Below are 26734 nucleotides of genomic sequence, written 5' to 3' on the forward strand. Positions count from 1 at the left end.
TTTTTATTTAGTGTGCAAATAATCTGATAATGATAGTAAGTATCAATGTAATTGGAAATATAATCATACCAGAATTCCAATTATCAAAGGCAAATCCGCAGATAGCATAGATTGCTCCAGCAATTGCCCAAATAGCAGAATTAAGACGCCCAAATTGAACCCATGAAAGGCTGAAGTGATGCTTATTTGTTGATGGATTACTCTTTTCTTCATTGTCATCTTTGAGCAAATAATCAGTTGAAACATCAAAAATATCAGATAAAGCAATGATTTTGTCTAGATCAGGTTTAGCTTGTCCGCTCTCCCATTTAGAAACAGATTGACGACTAACATTTAATTTCTCAGCCAATTCTTCTTGTGACCAATTATTATCGTTTCGTAACTGTGCGATTTTTTGATTTAAGCTCATTCTTATTACCTCGATTGTTTTGATTTTATCAAAATAATACTGCGAGAAGTGGTTGCATTCTACCAATTTTGCGATAAATTTTGTCAACTTGAGGTTGCGATGCTTATTTAGTAGGACGAGCATAAGTGATCCGGCCCTCTTTAAGAAGACTTTGAAAAGATTGCTCAATTGTTGATCGATGGACCGCACCCATTGGATCGATTCCGCCGATTTCGATAATTTGCGTTTTTCTACCGTGATATGGACCATCAATGATTGCTGTATGACCATTTGGACCATAACCAGTTCCAACATTAACAATGACAATGTCACCCGGCTTTACATTTTTAGCATGAATCTGTCTAAAGTATTGATGAGCATTTTTGGCATCATTTTCCATTTCAGGAGTAGAAAAGGCTGTTGGGCCAACATTATAGCCAGCCTGTTTCATCACTAGCCAAACCAGGCTTGAGCAATCAGTAAAACCATTTTTATCTGGATGTTGTAAATTGCCAAAGTTCATTCTTTGATCATCAGTACCGTAATTGAAATATCCAACCAAACGGCGACTGTGTTTGATAATTGTATTTTGATAACGTGAGTCATCAGTGAATTGAGTAGAAAAAGGCATGTTCATTGTTTTGCTCCCTATAAAAAATATGCTAATTAGGACTAATAGACTAGTAAAAACGAGAGTAATTTTCTTTTTTAATGTAGACTTGTCTGCCGCGACAATCAACCTCCTATGTATTATTCTTTCTTAATTTGATTAGTATTTTACAAGAAATTAGCTTTTTAGTTTAATATTTTTACTTTTTCGAAGATTTCTTTAAATGTGTCTACAGATTCAGTCATTCCCATTTTTTGAGCATTATTGATAAAGTTTAAAACTATACCTTCGTCCTTCGTCTTCAAATACTGCAGTATTTTCTGTAAAAATGTCAGAGTTACTTTAAAGAATTCAAGATATTGCGGTAATTCGACATCTTGCAGCGCATCTAGTAATTTCTGTGCATGAACTGTATCCTTTCGAAAAATTAAAGAAATAGTAGTATCTGATAAAACACCCATCATTGAAATTAAACCGATAGAACTAGTATTTTTTTGAATCAAGTTCTGATTTTTCAAAACGTTCATTGCAATTGCATAGACTCTATCAGTTTTAATCATAAAAACACAGTTACCAAAAAAGCCTAAATCATAGTTGCTCCACAAGGTGATCTTGGACAAATAAGTGTAAAGGTGCATCTGATCAGAAAATGGTAAAAGATTTTCACCTTTGATTAATAGATATTGGTTACAAAGGATAACGGTAAGATATAGATTGTGTATGTTTCTATCAATATGGTATTTATCTAAGTGTATGTGAATTAGTTTTTTTATTGTACTAGTATCCTCATCTTCAATTGCTTTTAGTAATTCTTTTGGAATATCATTTTCTTGTTCGATGTTGGCATAACCGATAAATTCAGTAGGACTAATATGAATTCGGTTTAAAAGGGCGAGCACTTTGTTAAACTCTAACGTGATTTTGCCATTTTCCCAACGTGATAAGTTGGAAGTAGCACAAATACCTTTTGCAGCTTGTGCCAGGGTAATAGACTGTTCTTTTCGTAATTCTTTATATTTTTCACCAATTACCATTTTGTTTTTCTCCCACATTGATATTGCATATATGCAATTTATCATTTTTGAATAAAAAATGCATGCAATAATATCCCCAATAACAAACAGGGGAGTTGAATTTCATGCTTTACAAATATTCAAATCATTTCAAATTTATCTTGATGATCATAACCGGAATTGTTGCCAGTTGTTCTACTATTGTGATGGCATATATGGTACAAACTTTAACTAATATTGCAACACAAAAGAAGTGGAATCAAGTAAGTATTTTTTTGGCTATCGTAATTGGTGGATTCTTGATTACTTTTATAGCTAGTTTGATTTTTAACAGATTGAAAACTGCCGCAATTCAGGAAACTAATACATATTTGAGAACGAATATCTTCAAGGGGATGCTTAGTACTGATAGGGATGAGAATTCCAATGCTCTTGGCTTTTTAACTAATGATTTTAAGTTGCTTGAAACTAATCGTTTTGATGCACAGATTGAAATTATTATGCAGGCTTGCACATTGGTGTTGGCCCTCGGTTATGCATTATTGGTCAATTGGCTAGTTACTATCTTGTTTTTAGTTGGTTCATTTGTTCCAATGTTTATTTCTAATTTCTTCCAAAAATTAATTCAAAATGCCTCGGAAAATTGGACTAAAGCCAATGGTCAATACGTAAATCAAACTAAAAATTTTTTAGCCGGTAGCGAAACTTTGCGTTTATACAATGGACAGGAAAGCGCAGCTGAAAAGAATCAAGTAAAAGTGTTTAATCTTGAAACTGCTCTAAGAAAAATGAATTTGTTGAATTTGGATACAAGCTCTTGGATTAGTTTAATTGGTAATCTGGTTACATTCTTAATTCCGTTTTTAACAGGTGTTTACATGGTGATTCATGAAATGACCACGTTAGGTTCACTTTTTGCTATTGTTCAATTGGCTAATTCTTTTGTGAATCCAATTTTGACTATTTTGGATGACCGCAATGAATTATCAACTACTAAAAAGATCGTTGAAAAAACGAATAAGTATTTAGCTTTGGCAAATAATGAAAAAGTTAACGACAATAAAGCAGTTTTTCAAGATCTTGTTTTAACTGATGTTTCACTTAATAGAAAAGGCAAGCAGTTGATTCATAATTTTAATTTAACAATTAAAAACAAGACAAAACAGGCTATTATCGGACCATCTGGAACGGGTAAATCAACATTGTTGCAGTTCTTGATGAAAGGTAAATATGGTGAAGCCAAGGGAATTCTGTTGAATGGAAAAACAGAAAAAGCAGGCAATTTTGAAAATATTTTTGCTTATGCCAGTCAAGCACCGGTAATTTTCGCTGATACTCTGTGGTTTAATCTAACGTTAGGTAAAAATATTCCCCAAGAAATAGTTGAGCAGGTTTGTTTTGAACTTGAACTTACTGATGTAATCAAAGAAAAGGGGTTTGATTATTCTTTAGGTGATAATGCTGATCAATTATCAGGTGGTCAATTGGCAAGAATTGAGCTTGCTAGGGCGATTTTATCTAAGCGTCCAGTGCTTTTACTTGATGAAATTAATGCTTCTCTTGATAAAAAGACGTCAGATAAAATTCATCAGTATTTGTTAAATTCTGCATTAACTTTTGTGGAAGTAATCCATCATTATGATGCAGATGAGTTAGAAAAATATAATGATGTGATTGACTTGAAGTAATATATTAAGTACGAAAAAAGAGATTGAAACTTTTTAATATATGGGGAGTAGTAGAATGAAAAAATTTGTAGCTTTAATATTGGGTTGTATAACGATTTGCGGACTTTATGGATGCAGTAAAAATAGTAGCCAAATAATTAATAAAACTTTTTCTTTACCTGCATATAATCGAATAGAAATCGATAGTGCAAATGATGATATAAAAATTATAAGCGGCAAACATTATCGTGTGCGTTATGTAGGTCAGAATAAGTTAAAACCAACTATAAAGGTAAAAAATGGAGTTTTGGTCATTGATTCACCAAAAAAATCAACAATTATTAATAGCAATATTTTTGGTAGCAAGAATATAAAGCAAACTCTCACGATCGAAATGCCAAAAAAAGAATTAAAGTATCTTTCCGTCGATACTTCTAATGGTGATGTATCAGTTGATTATCTGGAAGTTCAGAAGGGAACAATTGATACTTCAAACGGTAATGTTAATCTTAAAAATCTGATAACGAAAAAAGACTTCGAAATCGACACTTCAAACGGCACGGTAAAAGTTGGAAAGAGTAACGTCGAAGGATATGCTTTGTCCACTTCTAATGGCAGTATCGTCGTTAAAGGAGAGAATAAATCTGATGAATTTGAGAAGAATACAAGTGCTAAAAATGTGCTAAGTATCGATACCTCAAATGGTAATATTTACGTGAATTAATTATCTACTATTTATCTAGTTGATATACCGAATATGAAAAAAGAGGCCGTGTAGAATCGCATTAGCGACGACTATTTGAAAATTATTACAATTTACTAAATAACTGCCAGCTCTCCCCAGCTAAAGCAGTTATTTTTTTCGCTACTCATTAGATGCAACGCATCTGAAACAGACACGACGGCGTCTCCTTTCTAACAGGATTGTAATAGAGTCAAATATACTTGATCAATATTTGCGTCTACAAGCGAACACGAAAAAATAGCCTAGCATTTTGCTAGGCTATCTATATTACATAAATTCGGTATCTTGCTTACTTTTCTTAATGTAGTGATTCAAGATAAATGGCGAAGCAACAGTCGTTACAATGATTACCAAAATCAGACTTGAATAAATATCTTCAGGGAACAAGTTATGAGTGATCCCAATCTGCGCAACAATTAACGCAACTTCACCACGTGAAACCATTCCGGCACCGACAATATTACCTTCATTCTTAGTAAAGCCAAATACTTCGCTAGAATATTTTCCGGCCCAAAACTTAGATAAAACGGCTAAAACAGTCATAACTATGATGAACCAGATATCTTTAATGAAACTAGCAAAAGTCATTGAAAGTCCAATGTCAGCGAAGAAGACTGGAATAAAGATTGAATAACCGATTGCTGAAACTGAAGATTGTACTTCTTTGTGTTGCGGCGTTTGGCGAATTGCCAAACCACCAAAAAACGCCCCTACAACAGCGGATAAACCAACAAAGTCCGCTGCCCATGCCATCGTCAAGGCTAAAACCAATGAACCAATGACAACGGAATAATCAACAGAAATTTTTTCAGATACTTTCATAAAGTATGGTGCTATAAATTTGAAAATTATCCAAACTACAACAAAGTAGACGATTTCAATCAAAATGTTGAGGAAAAAGTTGTTTGTTAAACCACTTTTTCCACCTTCATGACTAAATGTAGTAAATAAACTTAAAACTACAACGGCCAAAATATCATCAACTACTGCAGCGCCTAAAATAGCTGTACCAGCACGTGTATGAAGCTGATTTGCTTCTTGCAGCACAACGACCGAAATTGAAACACTAGTTGCCGCAAAAACAATACCAATAAAGAGTGCTTCAAGTGGTCGCATGCCAAAGAAATAACTGGCAAGACCCATGAATATCACTGGCAAAATAACACCAACACTGGCTACCGTAAAGCTTAATTTGAAGTATTTCTTTAACAAGTCCAAGTCACTTTCAAGACCGGCCAAGAACATTAATAAAATGACCCCAAATTCAGAAAAAAGACTAATTATTTCATTCGGATGAATCCAATTTAAAATAGCTGGTCCTAATAAAATTCCTGAAAGTAATTGTCCAATAACTGCAGGCATATTGAAGCGAGCAAATAATTGCCCGAGCAATACGGTAGTTAACAGGATTAAAATTAATTCTCCTAAGAAATGCATAAATCCCCCTTAAAAAACAAAAAACTTTCAAGCGCTTCTTGACCCAAAGAAGCAAATCTTGAAAGTTTTTATTTTGATAAAAACCCAACCACTAAATAAATATTCAGTTGAGTTTAATTTTAATTGTTTTTTAAAGTTGATGCAAATTACTCTTCAAGTCCAAATTGCTTTTTACTTGGCTTAGTCTTAGCAAGAAGTCCCAAACTAATAGTAATCATATCAACAACTTCTTGTAAGATAGCTCCCCAGAAAGCAGGAATGACACCAGTAAAGGCAATTAGTTCGATAATTATAACAACGCCAATGGCAGTTAAAACATCGATATTTGCAACTTTCATTGTGTGCTTTGCAATAGCTACCGCATTATTAACCTTAGACAAATCGTTAACCATAATAACGGCATCAGCACTCTCACTGGCAGCCGTTGCACCTTTAGCACCCATTGCGATACCCACATCAGCAGCAGTTAAACTAGGCGCATCATTAACACCATCACCGGTCATTACGACAGGACGTAAATCTTTAGGAACTTCCTTAATTGCTTTAATCTTCTCTGATGGTAAAAGGTCGGCACGAATGTCAGTAATACCAGCTTCTTTACCAACTTTTTCGGCAACTTGCTTATGGTCACCGGTAAGCATCATAATGTCTTCAGCACCTTGCTTGCGAAGTTTAGCAATTGTAGCAGGAGTTTCTGGACGCATTTTATCCATTAAAGTGATGTAACCAGCAAATTTATCATTAATTGATACAAATACTGCAGTAGAGCTGACGTTAATCTTTTCATGATCAGGCGCAACGAATTTTAGTTTACCCACTTTAACGTGCTTCCCGTTAACATCACCCTCAACACCTTGAGCAGTAGTTTCGGTTAAATTAGTTACGGGTTTAATTAAATCTTTATTAGTTGCTTTAACAAGTGAACTAGCAATAACGTGACTTGATTGTTGTTCGACACTGGCAGCTAATCCTTGTAATTCATTTTTAGAAATAGAATTATCAGCTGGTACGATTTGATCAACTACCAACTGGTTTTCAGTTAAAGTACCAGTCTTATCAAAGGCAAATGTCTTAGCACGAGACAATTTCTCAAGAGTTGGACCGGACTTTACAATAATATGGTGAGCTGACATTGAGCTCATACCACTGACTAAAGCAACAGGTGCAGCGATCAAAAGTGGACAAGGGGAAGCAACAACCATAACTTCCGCAAATCTTGTTGCATCGCCTGATACGGCCCAAGCCACACCACCAATAATCAAAGAAATAATAGTGAATGGAACAGCATAACGGTCAGCCATTTTAACGAACTTAGCTGGTTGAGCTTGAGAAGATTTAACCAAGGCAACGATAGACTGATATTCTGAGTCTTTGGCTTCTTTAGTTACTTTCATCTCTACAGCTGCATCACCGTTAACTGAGCCAGACATTAGATTGTCTCCTGGCTTTTTAGATACCGGAACGGATTCACCAGTAAGTGATGATTGGTCAAAGCTTGACATTCCTTTAACAATTTCACCATCAACGGGAACTTGTTGTCCCGGCTTTATTAAAACGATATCACCGATCTTTAAATCATTAACGTTAACTTCAGTGATCTTACCGTTAACTAATTTATTAGCAATACGAGGAGTATTGTTTAATAAAGAGCGAAGTTCCTTGCTAGCTTGACCTGTAGCGTAGTCTTCAAGTGTTTCACCACCAGTAGACATTACCAAAATCATCCATTCAGCCCAGTAATTGTTAATCAAAATAGTAGAAACAATTGCAATAACTGCAAGGATATCAACACCGTAACGACCAGATTTCCAATCTTCAAATATTTCCATAAGTAAGATAACAGAAATCCAGATACCGAGGATGTCAATAATAATTGCTTGAGGATTCATATGTAAGCCTAAGATTGGTGTGGTAAACAAAGTTGGAGCATGTATGCCAAATTCCAAAATTAAACTTATTACCCCGGCAATTAAAACGACAATAAATTTCCATTGACGCTTCATAATTTAGCCTCCAAAAGCATATATATTTACTCTACTTCACCCATTCTACCATTCTTCTATTAACAAGCCAGTGCTCATGCTTTGGACAAAATAAAAAAAGCAGTTGATCAGGTTAGATAACTACTTTGAAATTTTCTCTTTAGATTCATAATGTTGATCATAAGTATGGACAACGTAGTTAAAAGCCTTTATCCATTCTCGACGTGTAAGAAGTCCTTGAAAAACACCGCGATCATCAACGATCGGCAAAAATGCATTGTCGATCAGTAGATGTAGTTGGGTTTCAAGTGTTGTTTGAACAAAATTTATTTTATCAAACTTGGTTTGCATGACATCTTTAACTTTAAGATCATATAAAGCTTTTATTGAAATATCATCAGTTGTAAGCATTTTGTCAGTAATCATTGATAAACTCAATAATCCAACAACTTTTTTATCTTTATCTAAAACTGGAATTTTAGAATATTTAACTTTGGTAAGGATTAAAAAGGCGTGATAAAGTGGATTATCATCTTGAACAAATGCGATACGACTGGCAGGTATGACGAATGAACCAGATTTTTCTTCAATTAAATGTTGAATTGATGGTGAAAACATAATAACTACCTCTTTTCTTACTAAAATTATACTTGAAAAAAGGAAAAGGCCCGCAAATTTTTGCGGACCTTATTAGTTTCATCTACTTTGGAGGAGTAAGAATGAATGAAATAAAAAAGTGGGAGTATGTAGCAAGTTTCTACCGCCTTGCTACGATTTATATAATACATAGCAAATGTGAAGTAAAAATGTTTAATTTATTATGAAAAGGTAAAGATTTACTTGAGAAGTAATTAAGATGAAAAAATGCCATAAGAAAAGCTCACGCAACACACGTGAGCCGAAAGGGATAGATATGAAATTGACTAATTGGAGTAAGTCAATTCTTTTTATTTTCATTATTTACTTGGAGGAGTATGAATGAAAAACAAAAAAGTTGAGTTGTAGTGGTAAGAATCGTTTTCTTACTTACTACATTATGTAGTATAACCTTAAATTGTGAAAAAAGTGTGACGAAATGCATTTAATTTATAAAAAATATGTATTTTTTATAAATTAAATGCATATTTTTGAAATATAGGGACAATGTCGGAAATTTTTTTGTTCATTGGTTATAATTGTAAGCATGACCCAAACGGATAATAGAGAGGGGCATCTTTTTGAAGAAAATAGTCCAGACTATATTACATTTGGTTTTAATACTACTAATTTTAGCTGGAATAGGGGCAGGTGGTTATTACGGCTATCAATGGTGGCAAAAAGAGCAAATGTTAAAAGAACGTCCTAAAGTTATAACGACTAAGGATGGAACTAGCATTAGTCCAGCTTGGCATAATTGGAATAATTATCAAAAAACATTAAGGCAAAATTATTCCTTTATTAATAAAGTGTCAAATTATGTACCACCTATGACATGGGATGGAAAAGATGTAGTTATCCCTGGTCTTATTTCTACTAAAAGTTACGATTTTGTGACTAAAAAGTACGATACTACAGCTGCTATGACGCCACAAGGAATAGCGGTAGTAAGTAAGTATATTTTGCTCACAGCTTATGATGGCAATCATACACACGCATCTGTCATTTATGTTTTGGATAAAAAGTCTGGTAAATATATTAAGACAATTCAGGTTTCTGGAAGACCACATTTAGGTGGAATCGCATATGATCCAGTAGCTAAAAATATTTGGGTTACCAGTAAAATGGGAAAATCGTCTGCTTTAGCTTCATTTTCATTAAAAGAAATGAAAGCTTATAAAGCCGGCAGTCAGATGCCGATAAAATATAATCACCAGATTGCTATCCCCGCTGTAGAAAAGGCTTCAACAGTTACGTATTATGATGGACAATTATTTGTAGGCTTTTTTAACATGTATGGTCGCGGAAAAGTTGCTGCATATACAATTGCTAGAAGTGGAAAAAATAAGGGGTCTATTACCAATAACGAAATTAAGTCTGTTACAGGTACACTTCAGTGGTCAGATCCGACAGGAGAAACAACGATGGACAAGCAGATTCAAGGAATTGCCATATATCAGGATAAAATATTCTTAAGTCAATCCTATGGTAGTAAAAATTCTAAATTGTATGTTTTTCCAACGACCGCTTTAAATAATCTTGATGAAAAAAATGCGGAGTTGATTATAGAGTTACCACCATATTTAGAGCAAATCACTGCTTATAAGGGACAATTACTTTGTGTTTTTGAATCAGGCTCTAAAATATATGCTCGCCCTGACATTATGGTAATGGATCGAATTCTGTCGTTAAATATCAATGCTTTATTTGGTAGTTAGAAAAGGAAAGACATACATTATGAATATTAATTATCGAAAACGAGAAATCTTTCTTTTACGCTTTTCGGGTTGGTTTTGTTTATTACCCGCTACAGTTTATTTGTATTTCTATCAAATGACTAATTCTCTCTTCTGTCTAGGGGAGTTAGTTATTATCGTACTTTTTGCTGTATATTTATTGACTACTGCAAAAAGTAAACGATGGCTTAATCCGCAAAATGTGATGAAACTAACAATTTTTGCTTTAATTTTTGTGGCAATTATCATTTTTATCCCATTATATTTTGCATACCGGGATTGTAAGAAAATACAGTAAAGAAAGCGCTTTTTATCATTTTATATTAAAAGCTATGATTTAAGAAAAAGTTTAAATTTGTTAAAATGTATATCGATAGTGCGCTTAGTGTTGCTATTTGTAGTAATATAAGGCACAGTAAAAAGATTGCTTGAAGGAGAAAAAATGGAAAATAAAACAAAAGTAGACTCTCGAGGCAAACGAATTGGTATGTTTGTCTTAAAGACACTTGTTTATTTTGGCATCCTGATGGCTCTTATCTATTTGTATGAATACAGTGGACTCACTTCAGTGCACTTTATTTACAACGAATTTTAGGGTAGGTGTTGTCATATGATTCAAGATGTTATTAAGAGAATTGACGAGATAGCTGAAAATGAACCAGATCGTGTAGTTTACGATTATCTCGGTGAAACCAATACATATGGTGACCTTAAGAAGCGTTCAAACGCTTGGGCACACAAGATTGCTAGTATGGATATCCCAGAACATGCACCAATCATGATCTGGGGTGGTCAAACATTTGAAATGATTGCTAGTTTCTTAGGTTGTGTTAAATCAGGCCACGCATATATTCCAATTGCAAGTTATTCAAATGCTGAACGTTTAACAATGATTCAAGATGTTTCAAAATCACCTATGGTTTTGGAAATTGATCCATTGCCAGACGTTAATTTAGACGGCATCAAGGTACTTAAAGCTAATGAAGTTGAAGATGGCGACTTTACAGTTGATGAAAGTAATTTCGTTGAAGGCGACGAAAATTACTATATTATCTTTACTTCAGGTACTACTGGTAAGCCAAAGGGTGTACAAATCAGTCATGATAATTTGTTGAGTTTTGTAAACTGGGAATTATCAGATTTTAATTTGCCAGAACACCCAAGCTTTTTGGCACAAGCTCCATACTCATTTGACTTGTCAGTTATGAGCCTTTATCCTGCACTTGTTTCAGCAGGAAAGCTTGTTGTTTTACCACATGATGTTACGCAAAACTTTGGTCAATTGTTCCAAACTTTACCAAAAATGCAATTTAATGTTTGGGTATCAACTCCATCATTTGCACAAATGTGTTTCTTAGATAAAACCTTTGATGCAGAACATCATCCAGACTTAACTCACTTCTTATTCTGTGGTGAAGAATTACCACATAGTGAAGCTGATATGCTTAAGAAGAAGTTCCCAGAAAGTCATATTTTTAATACTTACGGTCCTACTGAAACTACAGTTGCTGTGACTCAAGTAGAGATCACTGATGAAATACTTGAAAAGTATGATCGTCTACCAATTGGTAGAGTAAAAGAAGACACTAAGATTACTATTGATACTTCAAAGGGAGATAAGCCTGGCGAAGGTGAAATCATTATCAGTGGTCCTAGCGTTTCAAAAGGGTACATGAATAACCCTGAAAAGACCGAAGCTGCTTTCTTCCAAAATGAGGGCGACAAGTATCGCAGCTACCGTAGTGGAGATGCTGGATTCTTTGATGGTGATATGCTATTTTATCGCGGTAGAATCGACTTCCAAATCAAGTTCAATGGTTACAGAATCGAACTTGAAGAAATTAATTTCTACTTGTCAAAGAATGAATTTGTACGTTATGGTGTCGCAGCACCTAAATACAATAAAGATCATACTGTAAAGCAAATTGTTGCTGAAATCGAATTGAAGCATGGCGTTCGTCGTAAGTATTCTGATGCACAACTTACTAAGTTGATTCGTGAAGACTTAGCTAAGAACGTGATGCCTTACATGATTCCACAGCGTTATGTTTACCAAGATACATTACCAATTTCTCAAAACGGTAAGGTGGATATTAAGGCAGTTATTAAGGAGGTTAATAAGTAGTGAATTTTAATTTCATTAACTTACAACCTTACTCAAATCCGCAATATTTTGTTTACTTGATGATCGCGTTAATTCCTATTATTATTGGACTTTACTATGGTCATCGTCTCAAGACATATGAAGCGATTTTCTCAATTGTTTTCTTATTCTTGATTTTTGACGGTAGTCACTGGCAACAAGGTGTAAACTTGCTAATCTGGCTGGTTTATGAATTTGCTTTGACGTTTGCTTATCAGTATTATCGTCATCATGGTAAAAATAAGACTTGGGTATTTAGCTTGGCTGTAATTTTAGCGATTATTCCGCTGGCTGCAGTTAAGTATTTGACCGCATTCCCACTTAATTCAATCAACTTTGTTATTGGATTTTTAGGTATTTCTTACGTAACTTTCAAAACAGTGCAAGTTATTATGGAAATGCGTGACGGTGCGATTAAGAAGGTGGATCCTGTAACCTATGCAAGATTCTTACTCTTCTTCCCAACTATTTCATCAGGTCCTATTGATCGATATCGTAGATTTAAGAAAGATTACGATAAAGTTCCTACAAGAGACGCATATATTACAGATTTACAATATGCTGTAAGATATTTGTTCCAAGGATTTTTATACAAATTTATTATTGGTTGGTTCTTTGGTACTTATTGGCTTCCTAAGATTAGTGCCGCTGCTTTAGCGGTGGGAAATGCTAATGGTGGTTTGAAGTTATCATGGTGGCTTCTTGCTTACATGTATTGCTACAGTATGTACCTGTTCTTTGACTTTGCAGGTTACTCACTATTTGCTGTATCAATTTCATACTTCATGGGTATTCATACCCCAATGAACTTCAACAAACCATTTATTTCTAAGAATATTAAAGACTTCTGGAACCGTTGGCACATTACACTTTCATTCTGGTTCCGTGATTATATCTACATGCGATTCACTTTCTTTGCAATGAAAAAAAAGTTGTTTAAGAATCGTATTAGATTGTCACAGGTATCATATTTCCTATTATTCTTGATAATGGGATTCTGGCATGGGTTAACATGGTATTATATTGTTTATGGTATATTCCATGCCACTGCTATCTGTGTCAACGATATGTGGCTAAGATTTAAGAGAAAGCATAAGAAACAAATTCCACATAACAAGTTTACTGAATGGTTTGCCATTTTCTTAACTTTCAATATGGTATGTTTCAGTTTCTTGATTTTCTCAGGATTCCTTAGTCAATTGTGGTTTGGCTGGAAGTAAAAATATAGCGTAGATTTTTTGAGAGGTATTAATTATGGACACTAAACAAGGCGTATTAGACATTTTAAACGATTTAACTGGTGAAGATTTATCAGATCAAATGGATGAAAACATCTTTGATAATGGTTTGATGGACTCAATGGCAAGTGTACAAATGCTTTTGAGTTTACAAGAAAAATTTGATATTGATGTTCCTGTATCAGAATTTAATCGTGAAGAATGGGACACTCCTAACAAGATTGTTGCAAAGGTGGAAAGCTTAGAAAATGAGTAATAAACGCCGGCTGTGGCAAATTTTTGGCCCAGTTCTTTGCGCTTTTATCCTTTTATTAGTTGTATTTCTTATTCCCTGGGAAAGAACTTTTTCTAAGCAAACTATCTATGAAGCAGCTGCCTCACAAAATAGTACTGTATTTAAGGGCAGTACAATGAAGCAAGAAGCTTATAAAGATGGTTATGTACCATTCTATGGTTCAAGTGAATTGTCTAGATTTGATCCACTTCACCCTAGTGTTATTGCTGAAAAGTATCACAGAAATTACCGTCCATTTCTTCTAGGTGGACCAGGTAGTCAATCTTTGGCTCAATTCTTGGGGATGCAGGGTACAACTAAACAGCTTAAAAACAAAAAGGCTGTAGTGATTATTTCACCACAATGGTTTACCAAGAAAGGCCAAGATCCTAATGCATTTGCTTTATATTATTCACCACTTCAAGCATGTAACTTCTTGTTAAGTGCTAAGAATAATAAGACTGATCGTTATGCTGCTAAGCGTCTGCTTGATATGCCAGATGTAAAGGGTGAAATTAGAAACAGTCTTAAGCAAATTGCTGCAGGTAAAAAGCTAACTACTTTTGAAAGATTTTATTTAGAAAATCGTCGTAGAATGTTACGTAACGAAGATAACTTCTTTAGTTCATTCCAATTACGCGATCGTGTAAATAAGATTCAAAATAGAGCTAAAGTATTACCTAATACTTATTCTGTAGCTGCTTTGAACAAGGTGGCTGAAGAACAGGCTGCAGCACATACTACTTCAAATAACTTGGGAATTGACAATACTTTCTATAGAACTCGTTTGCCTAGAAAGGTATTAAAGAGACTCAAGGGTAGTCAACGTCACTTTGATTACGTTAGATCTGTTGAATATGGCGACTTCCAGTTAATGCTGGAACAATTTGCCAAGCAACATACTAATGTGTTGTTCATTATTCCACCAATTAATGGTAAGTGGATGAAGTATACTGGTTTATCACAAAAAATGTATCAAGAATCAGTTGCTAAAATTGAACAACAATTGACTAGTCAAGGTTTTGAAAATATTGCAGATCTTTCTAAACGTGGTAATGAAAAGTACTTCATGCAAGATACTATTCACCTTGGTTGGAAAGGCTGGGTAGCTGTTGATCAAGCTGTTAGACCATTTATGAAGTTGCCTAACGAACGTTACAACTATGATATGTCTAACTACTACTTCTCAAAGAAGTGGCAGAATAAAGATAACGTTAAACGTGTAAATTTAAATAATAAAGATCGTTTAAAAGTGAAGTAGTGCGACGGGCTATTAATAGATTAGGTGTTAAAGGCTCTGTATTGGTAACAAGTAATATGAAGCCTGTGCTAAACTATGCAACAAATAATAGTACTGACACTAGCTATTTAATAAATTCTGTTCAAAAATCAATGACCGCTGCAATGGTAATGCGTGAGGTGCAAAAAGGTAAGCTTAGCTTAGATTATAAGCTTTCTAAGTATTATCCTAACGTAGACGGAGCTGATTCAGTCAAAATTAGTAATTTGCTTGATATGACTTCGGGTCTTGATTTACAGCAAGGTCAAGAATTAGGTACAAAAGAATTTATTTCTGATGAAAAGAACATTGAACATGATCAGAAATACACGATATTTGATGCACAAAATCTTGGTAAATGGCACTATACTTCAGTTAACTACATTTATCTCTGCGGTATCTTATCTAAGCTTGAGCACAAGACTTATGAGCAATTATTTCATGAGACTTATATCAAGCCACTTGGCTTAAAGCAAACGGAATTCCTTTGGTCAGATATGTCTAAACTGCGTGCCGTTAACTGGGTACCAGGATATGAGATGAAGGAAGGTCAGTACGTTAAAGTAAAACATGATGCTGCAGTGAAAGATGCACATAATGAGTTAGGTGCTGGATCAGTTGTAATGTCTAATGGTGATTTGGCTAAAACAATTGAATATATTTTGCATGGTAACATGCTAACCAAACAAAGTAAGCAGATCCTCTTTAAGGGGAAGGCTCCTACATTCTATAATGGTGGATTGTATAACCTTAAGAATTACAAATCTGCTAATGGTGCAGGTGAAGGGTATTATACTTTTATGCGTACTACTAAGGATGGGAAGAATATGATTATTATTCAGGATAATCACACCGTTCCTGGTGAGTTTGGTAAGGTTAAGAAGAAAGTGAACCGCATCATGTCAATGATGATGAACTTTTAAAAAAATAGGTCTGATTCCGATTCAATTCGGAGTCAGGCCTTTTTTGTTCTGGTAGGTTATATATTTACGTCTTCTTTTGTAATATTTCCATATAATTAAAGCAGATGGTGGTTTTTAGAAAGTGTGAATATTATGACTACTGCGATTGAATATAGCGTGTATGTTTTGGTTGCATTGTTAGGCGTTGCACAAATTTTAATTAGTAATTCTGTAATTAGACAAACAAAGGGTTCAAAGACACATAACGCTTCTTACGTTGGACGTAATAGTAGAGTGATTGGTTATATTTTACTTGTATGCGGCTTAGCTGCAATCATTTTTGGTGCAAGTAATGGTGCAGTTTATAAATGGACTTCAATTGTTGCTGGTGTATTCCTGATCTACTGGGGAATTAGAGACGCGGTAGAAGGTTATCACGAATATCAGGAAGTTAAGTCAAAGAGGGATGCACATCCGTTTAGCAATAAGTATATTGCTAAATTACGATTTTGTTGATTGGATTCGGTATTCTAGCAATTGTATGTGGATTGTAAAGGAAAAAAGCGTAAATAAAGATGGAAAAGTTCATACCTGTAATTGTAGCGGTTGTACTAATGCTATTCGGAGCACTTGAGCTTTATTTAACGTATCGTTATTCTAAAAACGTTAAGAAAATGAAGTATCAACCACCAACAGCTCCACTAGCTATTTGGAGTGGACTGGTATTTGGTCTCTTCTTCATCGCTGCCCTATTATCGGCTTAGCTGGCGGACTTAAAAATATAAGCCGTGGGATATCAATTATTGGTAGTGTTTTATTCTGGATTGCGGCCGTTTTTGCTTTAATTAGAGCCGAAAAAATCAGAAAGCAACTTAAGGCAGAACACAAGCCACTTTCTAGCTCCCATCAAGCAATTGCTATATACGTGATTGCAGTTCTGTAAAAAATACAATATTCGTGATTCGCATCATTTCACTTGAGTTTTATTTTTTTGAATGCTAAAATCTTCATGTACCGCCACTAGTAGTAGTCATTTTCTCCGGTAGCGAAAATGTTATCTTCTATAATATGTGGTCAAAAGTGGCGGTAAAACACTGTGTGAGCCTAGTTCCGTTGTTGGTGGAATTAGGCTTTTTTGATGATCTTTTTTGTTTATAATTGTATATAATTGAAAGTAATACTATTTATATAAAAATGGGGGAAAACATGTCTACTAGAAGAGAATTAAAAGATGCTGCTAAACAAAGTCTTCGTGGTAATTGGGGCTGGGCAGTTATTGTATTTTTAATTAATGCTATTATTACTTGGCTTTTGACAGCGAGTGGTCATCATATTGATAGTTTCTATATGAATTACGATGGAAATAATGTATTTTTTCAAATATTGAGTCCGGTAGGTGGAATTTTAGCTTGGGTTGCTGATTTCATTAGTTTAAGTTTGGCAATTTCATTTTTACATTTAAGAGATAGTGAAGATACAACTGAAGAAAAGCCATACGTTGCTGCTTTTTCAGTTTTTACTGAAAATCGTTTTGGTCCGGAATGTATTAATTATGTAATGACTACAATCTTTACATTCTTATGGACACTACTTTTAATTATTCCTGGAATTATTAAGAGTTATGCATATTCAATGACGCCCTATATCGTTAGCGACATGGTGGCTAGTGGTAAGTCAGTCGGTGCTACAGACGGAATTAATGCAAGTAAAGAATTGATGAATGGTCACAAAATGGATTTGTTCATTTTTGATTTAAGTTTCATTGGTTGGTTTATCCTGGGAAGTATTCCAGCGGGTATCGGTCTTTTATGGGTGATCCCGTATTACCAAACTGCTAAAGCTAACTTCTACCGCAACTTAGCTGGCGATCAATTTTTAAAATAATGTACAAAAAAGCATCAGGTAAATTTTTACCTGATGCTTTTTCATAGTTTTTATTATTAGTAGAGGTTAGCTGCCTTGATGTATGCATTCTTACCGATACGGTAGTACTTCTTACCATTAATGGTTTTCTTTTTACCGTGTGTAGTAACTGTAGTATTCTTCTTCAAAGTCTTACGATTCTTCTTACGCTTACCATGCTTGTCGTAAACGTGAGCTGCGTGCTTCAATACACGTGCTTTTGCACTGCTCTTTTTGGGAGCTTGAGAAACAGCGCTATTTGAAGTGCTAAGTGGTAAAACATTGATGTTACCATCTACGTTGAGTCCACGCCAGTTATCAGTAAATTGCCAAATTGAAACGCCCTTCATTGATGGGAAGTAGCTAAAGTTTGGATTATCAATACGACCTGAAACAGCATATGAAGCTACCCACAAGCTGTTAGGGAATTTAGCAACGACTGCATTAGTATTAATGTTATTTCTTAATACAGATGAACTAGCGTATAAAAGCGGCTTGTAGCCAGCTGCCTTAACTTGACTCATGAAAGCAATAATTGCGTTAGCAGTAGGATTCTTACCCATGTTAATGTTGTTACCATCGCCTGATTCATAGTCACAAGCAAGATATGAACCTGGTGCCAGACCAACGGCCTTAGCTGACGCAACAGCAAAATTTGCTTCACTTCTAGCTAAAGCACTGTTTGCACTGAAAGTAGCAAAGTGGTAACCCATTGGCATCATGTTTTGAGAACGTGCACTGGCAACTTGACCGCTAGCTTTAGGGTTTCTATAATTAGTACCTTCACTCACTTTGACAATCGCAAATTTAGCACCTGAACTAGCATGTGGAGATAAGTCCGCATTTTGGTAACTGGCAACGTCAACGCCAAGTGAACGAGCAGCAACTGAAGTAGTTGAAGCGTGAACAGTATTAGTATGTGGTTGAACAGCAGTTGCAGCACTAACACCTGCAACTGAAAGCATAGTAACAAACGCTAATTTTGTAATAAATCTCTTTTTGAGTGACAACGTAATTCCCCCGATAAATTTCGTAAACAAATTATTTTATTCTCTAGATATTTATGTAACATTTTTAAGCATAATAATAATAGGTAAGCGGGTCAAGAGTCCTAACGGAAAATTAAACTAGAGGTAATATTTTGGTAAATAATGTAACCAATTTGTATCATTACTAAGCATGAAATAGCTAAATTTTCTTAAAAAAGTAGCTCGTTTATCCACTTTATTCACACAAATCTAGAAATCCACGTATAATTAATAAAGATGTAAATGAGAAACTAACGTAGATTTGAGGCTTTTCTTTTGAATAAAAAAATCCTGTCCGGTTCATTTTGGCTATCATTTGGTAGTATCGTCTCTAGAATTCTAGGAGTTGTTTATTTAATTCCATGGCTTATCATGCTTGGCAGCTACCATAATCAGCTAAATGCGCAGGCGTTATTCAATTCATCTTATACGCCATATGCGCTTTTCTTATCTATTGGTACTGCGGGCTTACCTTCAGTTATTGCCCGGGAAGTATCACAATTAAATTCTCAGAATAGATATAAAGACAGCCTATATATTACAAAATTAGGCTTAATTATCATGCTTGTAATGGGATTAGCATGTGGTATTTTGTTATACGCTACTGCTCCTATAATTGCTAAGAATAGTCCAGTAGATTCAGTAGCTAGTGCTACTATTTCTATCCGCGTATTGGTTCCAGCTGTAATTATTTTGCCATCAATGAGTATGGTAAGAGGATGGTTTCAGGGGAACAACGATATGAAGCCATACGGCATTTCCCAATTATGGGAACAATTTGCGCGCATTCTATTTATTCTTTTATCTACTTTATTAGTGATCGAAGTTTTTCATCATAATTATGTGACAGCAGTTTATTTTAGTGTATTCGGTGCATGTGTGGGTGCTATTGCCAGTTATTTGTATCTTTTTGCGTATATGCGCAAGAAGTGGGGATACTATAAGGGGTTAATTGAAAAAAGTAAACCACGGGCTTTAAACAATGTTTATCGAAGCTTGCTTAATCTTTGGTATGCATCAATACCATTTGTTTTACTTGGTTCATTCATTACTGTTACGCAATTAGTTGATCAACTTTTATTCAAGCAGATTTTGATTAGTTTTAACCATATGAGTAGCCAATATGTGAGCTATTTGTATACCATATTTTCAGCTAATCCAAGTAAGATCACCACAGTAATAATTTCTCTTGCTACAGCAGTTTCTGAGACTAGTTTGCCACTTTTAGCTGGTCTTAAGTATAAGTCCAAGGATAATCAAGGAAGCATTAAAAAGCTGCTTTTAGAGAACTATCGCCTTCTTCTTTTTGTATTACTTCCGTTAGTGTCACTTGCAGCATTTGCTTCTTCGCCAATTTATACAGTACTATTTTCTCATGATAGTTTGGGTGCTTATTATTTGGTGGAAAACATTGTACAAAGTCTATTAGCCGGCCTTGTGATGAACTCATTAACTTTGCTTCTAGCACTTAATATGAACAAATTGGCTGTTGGTTATATGATTTGGGGAATTATTGTCAAGATTGTATTACAGGTTCCTATGACGATGTTTATGAGTGCAGATGGTGCAATTCTTTCAACTGATATTGCCTTCTTACTTGTAATCGTGCTTAGTTATCATAAGCTTGATAAAACATATGATGTTAACTTGCATAGCTTGCTGCCGATTGTTGTAGTAAATGAAATCTACATTATCTTATTATTTATTTACCAACTTTTAATTGGATATCATTTCAATAGTTTAGGAAGAATGGGAAGCTTCATCTATTTAGCAATCTTCGGTTTAGTATTCCTAGGAATTTATATCTTACTTGCTAATGTAATGGGGACTAGCGAGACAATTTTTGGCAAAAAGATCGGTTACCGCTATTATCGTTATAAACATTTTGAATAGAAAATAGGCATTACCTAAGTTGGTAATGCCTATTTGGGTTCTACTAAAAATTACGGTTAATATCGCCCATACTTGAACGCATAGCCTCGTCAACGTACTTAGATGCTTCAATATCTGCTTCTCTTAAAGCTTCTTGGACATCTTTGTGACTCATTTGGTTAACAAGGTAGAATTTTAAAGCCTTGTTAACTAATTCGCTAAAGTCAACGTCGTGAATCTCACTGTATTTGTCAATTAATTTACGAACATCGCTGTTCATTTCAAAGTGTTTTCTTGCCATTTTTTACTCCACCTTTTCTATGGGGACATTATAGCATTAATCGATTGATGACAAAGCATCTAACATATTAATGCTCTTAATTTTATGGTGTACGACAATTGCTAAAACTGCAGTAATAAGGGCAGGAATTAGCGCAGAGAATACGAAGTTTAGTGGATACATATTCGGATCAAACATCGCAATATCTGGTGGCAGACTAGTAATAATGAAGTGATGCAACCACCAACCAAAGCCAAAGCCCACAATAATTCCAATACCGGATAAAATGATCGTTTCACGATAAATATACATAGTAGTTTCATTATTGTAGAAGCCTAACACTTTAATTGTAGAAATTTCGCGAATTCGTTCAGCGACATTGATGTTGGTTAAATTGTAGATGACAACTATGGCAAGCATCCCTGAAATTAAAATCAAAATAAAGATAACTTCATTTAGACTGCCAGTAAAACTACCTAAAAGATTTCTATTTGATGAGTTAGAAATAACCGTTTCAATTGCTGCAGTTTGAACTAATTGGCGACTAACTTTATTGATTAAGTTTCGCTTACGTGCAGTAACTAAATACGCGTTTACGTGATAATTGCCCACAGTCCTTTGATATTCTTTTTGATTCATGAAAATATAATGACCTAAGTACATTTCACAAATTCCGCTAACCTTGAAGCGATAGGTTTTGCCATGATTGTTTGTTAACGAAATTGTGGAACCTTTTTTAGCATGTAAAATATTAGCTAATTTTTCGGAAATTACTACTCCATCGTTAGGTAAAGCTAATTTTTTCTTGCTTTGACGTTCTCTTAGGTTGATCGACTTGCGGAAGTCTTTAGTGGATTTTGGTGCGATCAACATAATATTTTCGGTTGAACCAGTTGAATTAATATGTTTTTTCAATTGCTGATATTGAACAGCAGTTGTAGTTTTAATATCTTTTTCTTTAAAAAGATTGTTTAATTTTTGCTGATCATTTTTAGTAACATTGGAACTTTTTAGAGCGATCACATCATTTTTTTGAATGGTTGAATATTGAATGTTACCAATGCCTTGAAGTGAATCACGAATACCAAATCCCATAACTAGCAGTCCGGTACAACCAGCTACACCCAAAATCGTCATTAGCATTCTGCTCTTATAACGAAAAATATTACGAGCTGTAACTTTTGCTGAAAAATTCATATGCTTCCATAACCAAGGAATGCGCTCAAGAAGAATCCTTGAGCCATTTTTAGGTGGTTTAGGTAAAAGTAATGCAGAAGGCTTTTCCTTTAAAGTTTCATGAAGCGTAAACATTGAAACGACTGTAGTTGAAATTAATGCAACTGTTAGTGAAATGAGGAGAGGCTTCCACGCAAAATTTAGCTGATAGCCTGTTCCTAAAGTAGAATTAGCTAAATATGCTTTGATAATTAAGTTAGGTAAGAATGTATACCCTAAACTAGCACCAATTGCGACTCCGATAACAGCAGCTGAAGTACTGTAAAGTAAAAACTTGATTGCAATAGCACCATTGCCATAGCCTAAAGCTTTTAAGGTACCGATATTGGTACGTTCTTCTTCTACAAAACGCATCATGGTAGTTAAGCTGACTAAAGCAGCGACCGCGAATAAGAAGACAGGGAAGACATTAGCTAATACTTCCACGCGTTCTGAATCGGCACGATAAGATGAGTAGCCCTGACTTTCTTCACGGCTACTGATTGTGTAACTTGGATAAGCAATTTTTATTTTGCTTTTTGGAACTTTAATATCACCTGGGCTGATTGGAATGCCCCGCTTCATCATTTTTTCAGCAGCTTGTTTACGATATTGATTTTGATAAAGCTGCACGTATTTTTGATACTTATCAGCACGATTTTGATTTAACGCATCTTGTAATTTCTTTTGATCTCGATAAACGTAATTACGATAAGTTACGCTAAAGGGACTTAAATTATCCGTATTTTTAAAAGTTACACGTGAAACTTGGTAAACAGGAGACGCAAAAGCGTTATGGGTAGTAACTGCAATGCTTGTTAAATGACCATTACCAATATTAGTTTGACCAATTTGATTTTTATCTAAGAATTCGCTCGACTTAACAAAGCCTACGATTTTATAGGTTCTATTTTTTAGAATACCAGGCTTTTCAAAAGTGATTTTTTGATCTAAATGATATTTCCTTTTAAGCAAATAAGATAATGCAATCTCATTTTTATTATTGGGTAAGTGACCTTTAATCAATTCATAACTTGAAATATTGTTTGATTGAGAAAATACACGTAACGTATCTTTAGTTTGCTTAGTTTTTACATCTTGAAAATAGCCAAAGCTTGCTTGTTTAACTTCAGGTAAATTCCGAATGGTCATTCGATCTGTTGAATTAATGCCGTAGTTGGAAGTAACTGTGACATCAGCAAGATTATGCTTAGTAAAAAAATCATTACCAGTTGCTCGCATATCAGGACCAGTCATTTTTAAACCTACAAAAGCAAATGTACCCAGCCCCATCAGTAAAATAATGGCAATATAACGGCCAAGTGAATGCGTTATGGCTTGAAAAGCGTCTTTCCATAAAATGTTTTTGTGCATTTTACTCACCTACCATTCAATTGTACTTATATCAGCAGGCTTTTTATTAATTTTAATATCTTTAACACTACCATCATGAATACGAATAACTTTATCAGCAATTGGTGCGATAGCAGCGTTATGGGTAACGATTAAAACTGTAGAACCATTTTTCCGACTCATGTTTTGTAAAATCTTCAAAATTCTTTTACCAGTTTGATAATCTAATGCCCCTGTTGGCTCGTCACATAAAAGCAAAGCAGGTTTTTTAGCAATGGCTCGGGCAATTGCTACTCGTTGCTGTTCACCACCGGATAATTGAGCTGGAAAATTATTAGCACGATTTGCTAAATCAACTTGTTTAAGAGCTTCGTCACCACTCATTGCGTTCGGTACAATTTGAGCAGCCAGTTCCACATTCTCTTTAGCAGTTAGATTAGGAATTAAGTTGTAAAACTGGAAGACAAAACCAATATCATTTCTACGATAGGTAGTTAGTTGTTTGGCGTTATAACCTGCGATATTTTGACCAGCTACGATTACGTCTCCGCTGGTATTAGGTTCCATTCCTCCAAGGATGTTAAGCAAAGTAGACTTCCCAGCACCCGATGAGCCAAGAATGATGACTAACTCGCCTTTATTTACAGAAAAAGAGATATCTTTATTAGCATAGATAGTCGTATTGCCCGATTGATAAGTTTTGGTATTATTTTTAATTTCTATATAAGCCATGATTATCAACTTTCTAGCATAATTGTATAATTACTTTAACTTAACCATATTAAATCATAATTGTGATTAACATATAAAGGAAAAGACTATGGTAGATAAATTAGCAAGTTTATTGTTGAAAATAAGAAGGTTATCAGTATTTAGAGTGTTTCAAAGGACACTTGTTATGTTGATGCCAATTGCAATTATTGGTGCATACTTCAAGATGATGCAGGATGTAGTATTTTCACCGGATAGTTTTATTTACAATATTTTTAATTTCGATGAAACAATACCCGATCATATTTGGTATGCAGGTGCATTTATCAGTGGCGGTTTTACACGAGTGACTTTTGGGTTATTTGGTCTATACGCCGCTTATTTTGCTGCACGTTATACTGCACGTTTATATCATAAGGATTCAACTTTGGCAGGAATGGCTGCAGTGATTGTAATTATGTTTTGTGCTTATGCCAATAACATAGGAAATAATGGGATAGATCGCTCGCCATTTTCATCAAGCTTGTTAAAAGTTAATACGCTACTTCTGTCATTATTAATTGGATATGGTGTGGGACAAATTTTTCATTGGCTAGGCAAGGATCATGAAATAATTAGTTATGAACACACTAGTCGCATCCGACAAAGAGCGTGGAATGCACTTTTGCCAACAAGTGTATCAGTTTTCTGTGGCATGATTTTGGGTGTAATTATATATGAACTACAAATAAAAATTTTGAGTTCTGGCACTTTTAAGTCTTTGGTAGCACAAGTTCAAGGCTCAAATAATGTTTTTGAAATTATTCCATTATTAGTAGTTGTGATGCTGCTTAGTTGGTTAGGAATTGGCTATCCTTTAACAGCTTTATCTAACTCTGTCACTACACCGGCAGCAACAGCTAACTTGAATTTTGCTTTGAAACATGGAGAAGCATGGAATGTACCGCATAAATTCTTAGGTAGCTCATTAGTCTATCCGTACGCTACGATGGGTGGAGCTAGTATATTTTTAGCATTAATTGTAATTGTGTTGATAACTAATAATAAATCTAAAGAAGACGATAATATTGCTAAGGCTAATTTGCTTCCGGTAATGTTTAATTCTAATTGGGGCTTTGCGGTAGGGATGCCAGTCATTTTAAATCCGATTTTATTTTTACCATTTTTGATTATCCCAGTAGTTAATGTATCTTTGGCAGCAATTGCGATTTGTTTCCATATAATATCTCCATGCGTATATCCTGTATTAAAAGGAACACCTGGTATTTTAGTATCATTTTTTGGTTCTAATGGGAATTGGGTAAATTTAATTTTTTCGATTATTTTATTTATTCTTGATATTGTTATGTTTATTCCTATATCGTTATTGAGTCAAAAAATTGAGAAGGAGCTGAAGGTGTATGAGCAAAAGAATAATTAGCTTGCTAAAAAATCCTAATGTAAAATGGTTAGCAATTATTTTATTACTAGTAATAGCTCTATCAATACCGGGCTATAACTGGATGAAAGAAGACAATAGGGCAAGGGCACAAAGGCAAAAGTCTGTATTGTCTCCTGTAATTATGGTACCTGGTTCTAGTGCAACTACAGAAAGATTTAATCAGTTAGTTAACCAATTGAATTTAAATACACAGAATAAGCACAGTGTTTTAAAAATTAATGTGTCGACTGATGGAAATCTAACATACTCGGGCTCAGTTGATAGGAATGATAACGAGCCATTTATCATTATTGGTTTTAAAAATAATAAAGATGGCTATAGTAATATCAAAAAACAAGCAGCTTGGTTAGATGAAGCATTTTATGCAATAAGTCAGAATTATAAATTTAATAATTTTAAGGCATTTGGTCATTCAAATGGAGGGCTAATTTGGACATACTGGCTTGAGCATTATTATTCTGAATATTCTAGTGAAATAAAGATGAAGCGATTAATGACATTAGGTACACCATATAATTTTGATGAAAATGATATGCGGTATAAAACGCAAATGCTTGAAGATCTTATTAAAGATAAAAATAAATTACCTAAAAATTTAGTTGTATATTCATTATCTGGTGGTAAAAGTTATGAATCTGATGGAATTGTCCCCGAAGCCAGTGTAGCAGCCGGAAAATATATTTTTCAAAATCAAGTTAAAAGCTATACGGCAATGACGGTAACGGGCAAAAAAGCTGATCATTCGGACTTGCCACAGAATGATCAGGTTATTCAAATCATTAGGCAATACTTGCTGGAGACAAATAAATTTAAAAATAATCAATCTCCTGCTGGACAAGCTAAAGAAAAAGACAATAATAGAGGTGTATAGAAAGATATATA

The 26734-nt window shown here is 34.5% G+C and carries 26 protein-coding genes and 1 other annotated feature; of the genes, 16 read left to right on the forward strand and 10 right to left on the reverse strand.

The features are described from left to right. Positions 1 to 7 precede the first annotated feature (7 nt). The 3 genes from SO785_RS08920 to SO785_RS08930 all read right to left on the reverse strand — a co-directional run bounded on the left by SO785_RS08920 (position 8) and on the right by SO785_RS08930 (position 2032). Positions 8 to 409: a helix-turn-helix domain-containing protein gene (locus SO785_RS08920; protein ID WP_015613437.1), complete on the reverse strand. Its 402-nt coding sequence runs from the start codon at positions 407 to 409 to the stop codon at positions 8 to 10. Positions 410 to 512: 103 nt separating this feature from the next. Beyond that, on the reverse strand, positions 513 to 1025 hold the full coding sequence (locus tag SO785_RS08925; RefSeq protein WP_015613436.1) for a CHAP domain-containing protein: 513 nt from the start codon (positions 1023 to 1025) through the stop codon (positions 513 to 515). 158 nt (positions 1026 to 1183) lie between these two features. Continuing rightward, a complete protein-coding gene (locus SO785_RS08930) occupies positions 1184 to 2032 on the reverse strand; it encodes a helix-turn-helix domain-containing protein (protein WP_011254624.1) in 849 nt (282 codons plus the stop codon). Positions 2033 to 2136: 104 nt separating this feature from the next. On the opposite strand from SO785_RS08930, the gene SO785_RS08935 reads away from it, so the two are divergent. Together SO785_RS08935 and SO785_RS08940 are read left to right on the forward strand one after the other, a co-directional pair. Further along, positions 2137 to 3699: an ATP-binding cassette domain-containing protein gene (locus SO785_RS08935; protein ID WP_011254623.1), complete on the forward strand. Its 1563-nt coding sequence runs from the start codon at positions 2137 to 2139 to the stop codon at positions 3697 to 3699. A 55-nt stretch (positions 3700 to 3754) separates the two neighbouring features. Beyond that, positions 3755 to 4402, forward strand: coding sequence for a DUF4097 family beta strand repeat-containing protein (locus tag SO785_RS08940; RefSeq protein WP_011254622.1), 648 nt, complete (start codon positions 3755 to 3757; stop codon positions 4400 to 4402). Positions 4403 to 4690: 288 nt separating this feature from the next. Here SO785_RS08940 and SO785_RS08945 read toward each other — a convergent pair whose 3' ends face one another. The 3 genes from SO785_RS08945 to cbpB form a co-directional block, all read right to left on the reverse strand. Continuing rightward, positions 4691 to 5860 carry a cation:proton antiporter gene (locus tag SO785_RS08945; RefSeq protein ID WP_003549506.1) on the reverse strand — a complete coding sequence of 390 codons (1170 nt, stop codon included), beginning with the start codon at positions 5858 to 5860 and terminating at the stop codon, positions 4691 to 4693. A 33-nt stretch (positions 5861 to 5893) separates the two neighbouring features. Continuing rightward, positions 5894 to 5950: a sequence feature (sodium ion sensor (DUF1646 type); this cis-regulatory element may regulate processes involved in with the transportation of sodium ions), on the reverse strand. 56 nt (positions 5951 to 6006) lie between these two features. Then, positions 6007 to 7863 carry a heavy metal translocating P-type ATPase gene (locus SO785_RS08950; RefSeq protein WP_003549508.1) on the reverse strand — a complete coding sequence of 619 codons (1857 nt, stop codon included), beginning with the start codon at positions 7861 to 7863 and terminating at the stop codon, positions 6007 to 6009. Positions 7864 to 7983: 120 nt separating this feature from the next. Beyond that, on the reverse strand, positions 7984 to 8460 hold the full coding sequence (cbpB, locus tag SO785_RS08955; RefSeq protein ID WP_003549510.1) for a cyclic-di-AMP-binding protein CbpB: 477 nt from the start codon (positions 8458 to 8460) through the stop codon (positions 7984 to 7986). A gap of 599 nt (positions 8461 to 9059) precedes the next feature. On the opposite strand from cbpB, the gene SO785_RS08960 reads away from it, so the two are divergent. From SO785_RS08960 to SO785_RS09010, 11 genes are all read left to right on the forward strand, one after another. Beyond that, on the forward strand, positions 9060 to 10196 hold the full coding sequence (locus SO785_RS08960; RefSeq protein ID WP_003549513.1) for a YncE family protein: 1137 nt from the start codon (positions 9060 to 9062) through the stop codon (positions 10194 to 10196). A 19-nt stretch (positions 10197 to 10215) separates the two neighbouring features. Next, positions 10216 to 10512, forward strand: a complete 297-nt coding sequence (locus tag SO785_RS08965; protein ID WP_021721408.1) for a hypothetical protein — start codon at positions 10216 to 10218, stop codon at positions 10510 to 10512. Between the two features lie 144 nt (positions 10513 to 10656). Continuing rightward, positions 10657 to 10809: a teichoic acid D-Ala incorporation-associated protein DltX gene (locus SO785_RS08970; protein ID WP_003549518.1), complete on the forward strand. Its 153-nt coding sequence runs from the start codon at positions 10657 to 10659 to the stop codon at positions 10807 to 10809. A 15-nt stretch (positions 10810 to 10824) separates the two neighbouring features. Then, positions 10825 to 12339: a D-alanine--poly(phosphoribitol) ligase subunit DltA gene (dltA, locus tag SO785_RS08975; RefSeq protein WP_003549519.1), complete on the forward strand. Its 1515-nt coding sequence runs from the start codon at positions 10825 to 10827 to the stop codon at positions 12337 to 12339. Further along, positions 12339 to 13577, forward strand: a complete 1239-nt coding sequence (dltB, locus tag SO785_RS08980) for a D-alanyl-lipoteichoic acid biosynthesis protein DltB (protein WP_011254621.1) — start codon at positions 12339 to 12341, stop codon at positions 13575 to 13577. The genes dltA and dltB overlap by 1 nt, the downstream gene beginning before the upstream one ends. 34 nt (positions 13578 to 13611) lie before the next feature. Continuing rightward, positions 13612 to 13851: a D-alanine--poly(phosphoribitol) ligase subunit DltC gene (gene dltC / locus SO785_RS08985; protein WP_003549523.1), complete on the forward strand. Its 240-nt coding sequence runs from the start codon at positions 13612 to 13614 to the stop codon at positions 13849 to 13851. Further along, positions 13844 to 15130, forward strand: coding sequence for a D-alanyl-lipoteichoic acid biosynthesis protein DltD (dltD, locus tag SO785_RS08990; protein ID WP_003549525.1), 1287 nt, complete (start codon positions 13844 to 13846; stop codon positions 15128 to 15130). Before dltC ends, dltD begins: the two co-directional genes overlap by 8 nt. Then, positions 15130 to 16071: a serine hydrolase domain-containing protein gene (locus tag SO785_RS08995; protein ID WP_003549527.1), complete on the forward strand. Its 942-nt coding sequence runs from the start codon at positions 15130 to 15132 to the stop codon at positions 16069 to 16071. The genes dltD and SO785_RS08995 overlap by 1 nt, the downstream gene beginning before the upstream one ends. 132 nt (positions 16072 to 16203) lie before the next feature. Beyond that, positions 16204 to 16566, forward strand: coding sequence for a hypothetical protein (locus tag SO785_RS09000; protein ID WP_003549528.1), 363 nt, complete (start codon positions 16204 to 16206; stop codon positions 16564 to 16566). A 193-nt stretch (positions 16567 to 16759) separates the two neighbouring features. Further along, positions 16760 to 16993, forward strand: a complete 234-nt coding sequence (locus SO785_RS09005) for a hypothetical protein (RefSeq protein WP_003549534.1) — start codon at positions 16760 to 16762, stop codon at positions 16991 to 16993. Between the two features lie 263 nt (positions 16994 to 17256). Continuing rightward, positions 17257 to 17934 (forward strand): DUF975 family protein, encoded by a 678-nt coding sequence (locus SO785_RS09010; protein ID WP_011254619.1) that lies wholly within the window; start codon positions 17257 to 17259, stop codon positions 17932 to 17934. A 56-nt stretch (positions 17935 to 17990) separates the two neighbouring features. Here the strand turns inward: SO785_RS09010 and SO785_RS09015 are convergent, their stop codons facing one another. Next, the gene (locus tag SO785_RS09015) at positions 17991 to 18962 is read right to left on the reverse strand and encodes a GH25 family lysozyme (RefSeq protein ID WP_011254618.1); all 972 of its coding nucleotides are present in this window, start codon (positions 18960 to 18962) and stop codon (positions 17991 to 17993) included. Positions 18963 to 19256: 294 nt separating this feature from the next. Here SO785_RS09015 and SO785_RS09020 point away from each other — a divergent pair, with 294 nt between their 5' ends. After that, entirely contained in the window at positions 19257 to 20873 is a 1617-nt protein-coding gene (locus tag SO785_RS09020) for a putative polysaccharide biosynthesis protein (RefSeq protein WP_011254617.1), read from the forward strand. 43 nt (positions 20874 to 20916) lie between these two features. Here SO785_RS09020 and SO785_RS09025 read toward each other — a convergent pair whose 3' ends face one another. Genes SO785_RS09025 through SO785_RS09035 form a run of 3 tightly spaced genes read right to left on the reverse strand, consistent with a single transcriptional unit; the run spans position 20917 to position 24432 of the window. Beyond that, a complete protein-coding gene (locus SO785_RS09025; protein WP_003549540.1) occupies positions 20917 to 21153 on the reverse strand; it encodes a hypothetical protein in 237 nt (78 codons plus the stop codon). A 36-nt stretch (positions 21154 to 21189) separates the two neighbouring features. Then, a complete protein-coding gene (locus tag SO785_RS09030) occupies positions 21190 to 23721 on the reverse strand; it encodes an ABC transporter permease (protein ID WP_015613435.1) in 2532 nt (843 codons plus the stop codon). A 9-nt stretch (positions 23722 to 23730) separates the two neighbouring features. Beyond that, entirely contained in the window at positions 23731 to 24432 is a 702-nt protein-coding gene (locus tag SO785_RS09035; RefSeq protein WP_003549550.1) for an ABC transporter ATP-binding protein, read from the reverse strand. 88 nt (positions 24433 to 24520) lie between these two features. Here SO785_RS09035 and SO785_RS09040 point away from each other — a divergent pair, with 88 nt between their 5' ends. Both SO785_RS09040 and SO785_RS09045 read left to right on the forward strand, forming a co-directional pair. Then, on the forward strand, positions 24521 to 25831 hold the full coding sequence (locus SO785_RS09040) for a PTS sugar transporter subunit IIC (RefSeq protein ID WP_003549552.1): 1311 nt from the start codon (positions 24521 to 24523) through the stop codon (positions 25829 to 25831). Next, positions 25812 to 26723 carry an alpha/beta hydrolase gene (locus SO785_RS09045; RefSeq protein WP_003549553.1) on the forward strand — a complete coding sequence of 304 codons (912 nt, stop codon included), beginning with the start codon at positions 25812 to 25814 and terminating at the stop codon, positions 26721 to 26723. Before SO785_RS09040 ends, SO785_RS09045 begins: the two co-directional genes overlap by 20 nt. Positions 26724 to 26734 lie beyond the last annotated feature (11 nt).

The sequence above is a fragment of the Lactobacillus acidophilus genome (assembly GCF_034298135.1).
Lineage (GTDB): Bacteria > Bacillota > Bacilli > Lactobacillales > Lactobacillaceae > Lactobacillus > Lactobacillus acidophilus.

Bases quoted from the DNA above. Each gene is read 5' to 3' on its own strand.
- SO785_RS09000 (WP_003549528.1), top strand. From the start codon at position 16,204: ATGACTACTGCGATTGAATATAGCGTGTATGTTTTGGTTGCATTGTTA.
- SO785_RS09035 (WP_003549550.1), bottom strand. From the start codon at position 24,432: ATGGCTTATATAGAAATTAAAAATAATACCAAAACTTATCAATCGGGC.
- SO785_RS08925 (WP_015613436.1), bottom strand. From the start codon at position 1,025: ATGAACATGCCTTTTTCTACTCAATTCACTGATGACTCACGTTATCAA.
- cbpB (WP_003549510.1), bottom strand. From the start codon at position 8,460: ATGTTTTCACCATCAATTCAACATTTAATTGAAGAAAAATCTGGTTCA.
- SO785_RS08965 (WP_021721408.1), top strand. From the start codon at position 10,216: ATGAATATTAATTATCGAAAACGAGAAATCTTTCTTTTACGCTTTTCG.
- SO785_RS08920 (WP_015613437.1), bottom strand. From the start codon at position 409: ATGAGCTTAAATCAAAAAATCGCACAGTTACGAAACGATAATAATTGG.
- dltA (WP_003549519.1), top strand. From the start codon at position 10,825: ATGATTCAAGATGTTATTAAGAGAATTGACGAGATAGCTGAAAATGAA.
- SO785_RS08935 (WP_011254623.1), top strand. From the start codon at position 2,137: ATGCTTTACAAATATTCAAATCATTTCAAATTTATCTTGATGATCATA.
- SO785_RS09025 (WP_003549540.1), bottom strand. From the start codon at position 21,153: ATGGCAAGAAAACACTTTGAAATGAACAGCGATGTTCGTAAATTAATT.
- SO785_RS09010 (WP_011254619.1), top strand. From the start codon at position 17,257: ATGTCTACTAGAAGAGAATTAAAAGATGCTGCTAAACAAAGTCTTCGT.
- SO785_RS08970 (WP_003549518.1), top strand. From the start codon at position 10,657: ATGGAAAATAAAACAAAAGTAGACTCTCGAGGCAAACGAATTGGTATG.
- SO785_RS08940 (WP_011254622.1), top strand. From the start codon at position 3,755: ATGAAAAAATTTGTAGCTTTAATATTGGGTTGTATAACGATTTGCGGA.
- dltC (WP_003549523.1), top strand. From the start codon at position 13,612: ATGGACACTAAACAAGGCGTATTAGACATTTTAAACGATTTAACTGGT.
- SO785_RS09030 (WP_015613435.1), bottom strand. From the start codon at position 23,721: ATGCACAAAAACATTTTATGGAAAGACGCTTTTCAAGCCATAACGCAT.
- dltD (WP_003549525.1), top strand. From the start codon at position 13,844: ATGAGTAATAAACGCCGGCTGTGGCAAATTTTTGGCCCAGTTCTTTGC.
- SO785_RS08930 (WP_011254624.1), bottom strand. From the start codon at position 2,032: ATGGTAATTGGTGAAAAATATAAAGAATTACGAAAAGAACAGTCTATT.
- SO785_RS09045 (WP_003549553.1), top strand. From the start codon at position 25,812: ATGAGCAAAAGAATAATTAGCTTGCTAAAAAATCCTAATGTAAAATGG.
- SO785_RS08945 (WP_003549506.1), bottom strand. From the start codon at position 5,860: ATGCATTTCTTAGGAGAATTAATTTTAATCCTGTTAACTACCGTATTG.
- SO785_RS08950 (WP_003549508.1), bottom strand. From the start codon at position 7,863: ATGAAGCGTCAATGGAAATTTATTGTCGTTTTAATTGCCGGGGTAATA.
- SO785_RS09040 (WP_003549552.1), top strand. From the start codon at position 24,521: ATGGTAGATAAATTAGCAAGTTTATTGTTGAAAATAAGAAGGTTATCA.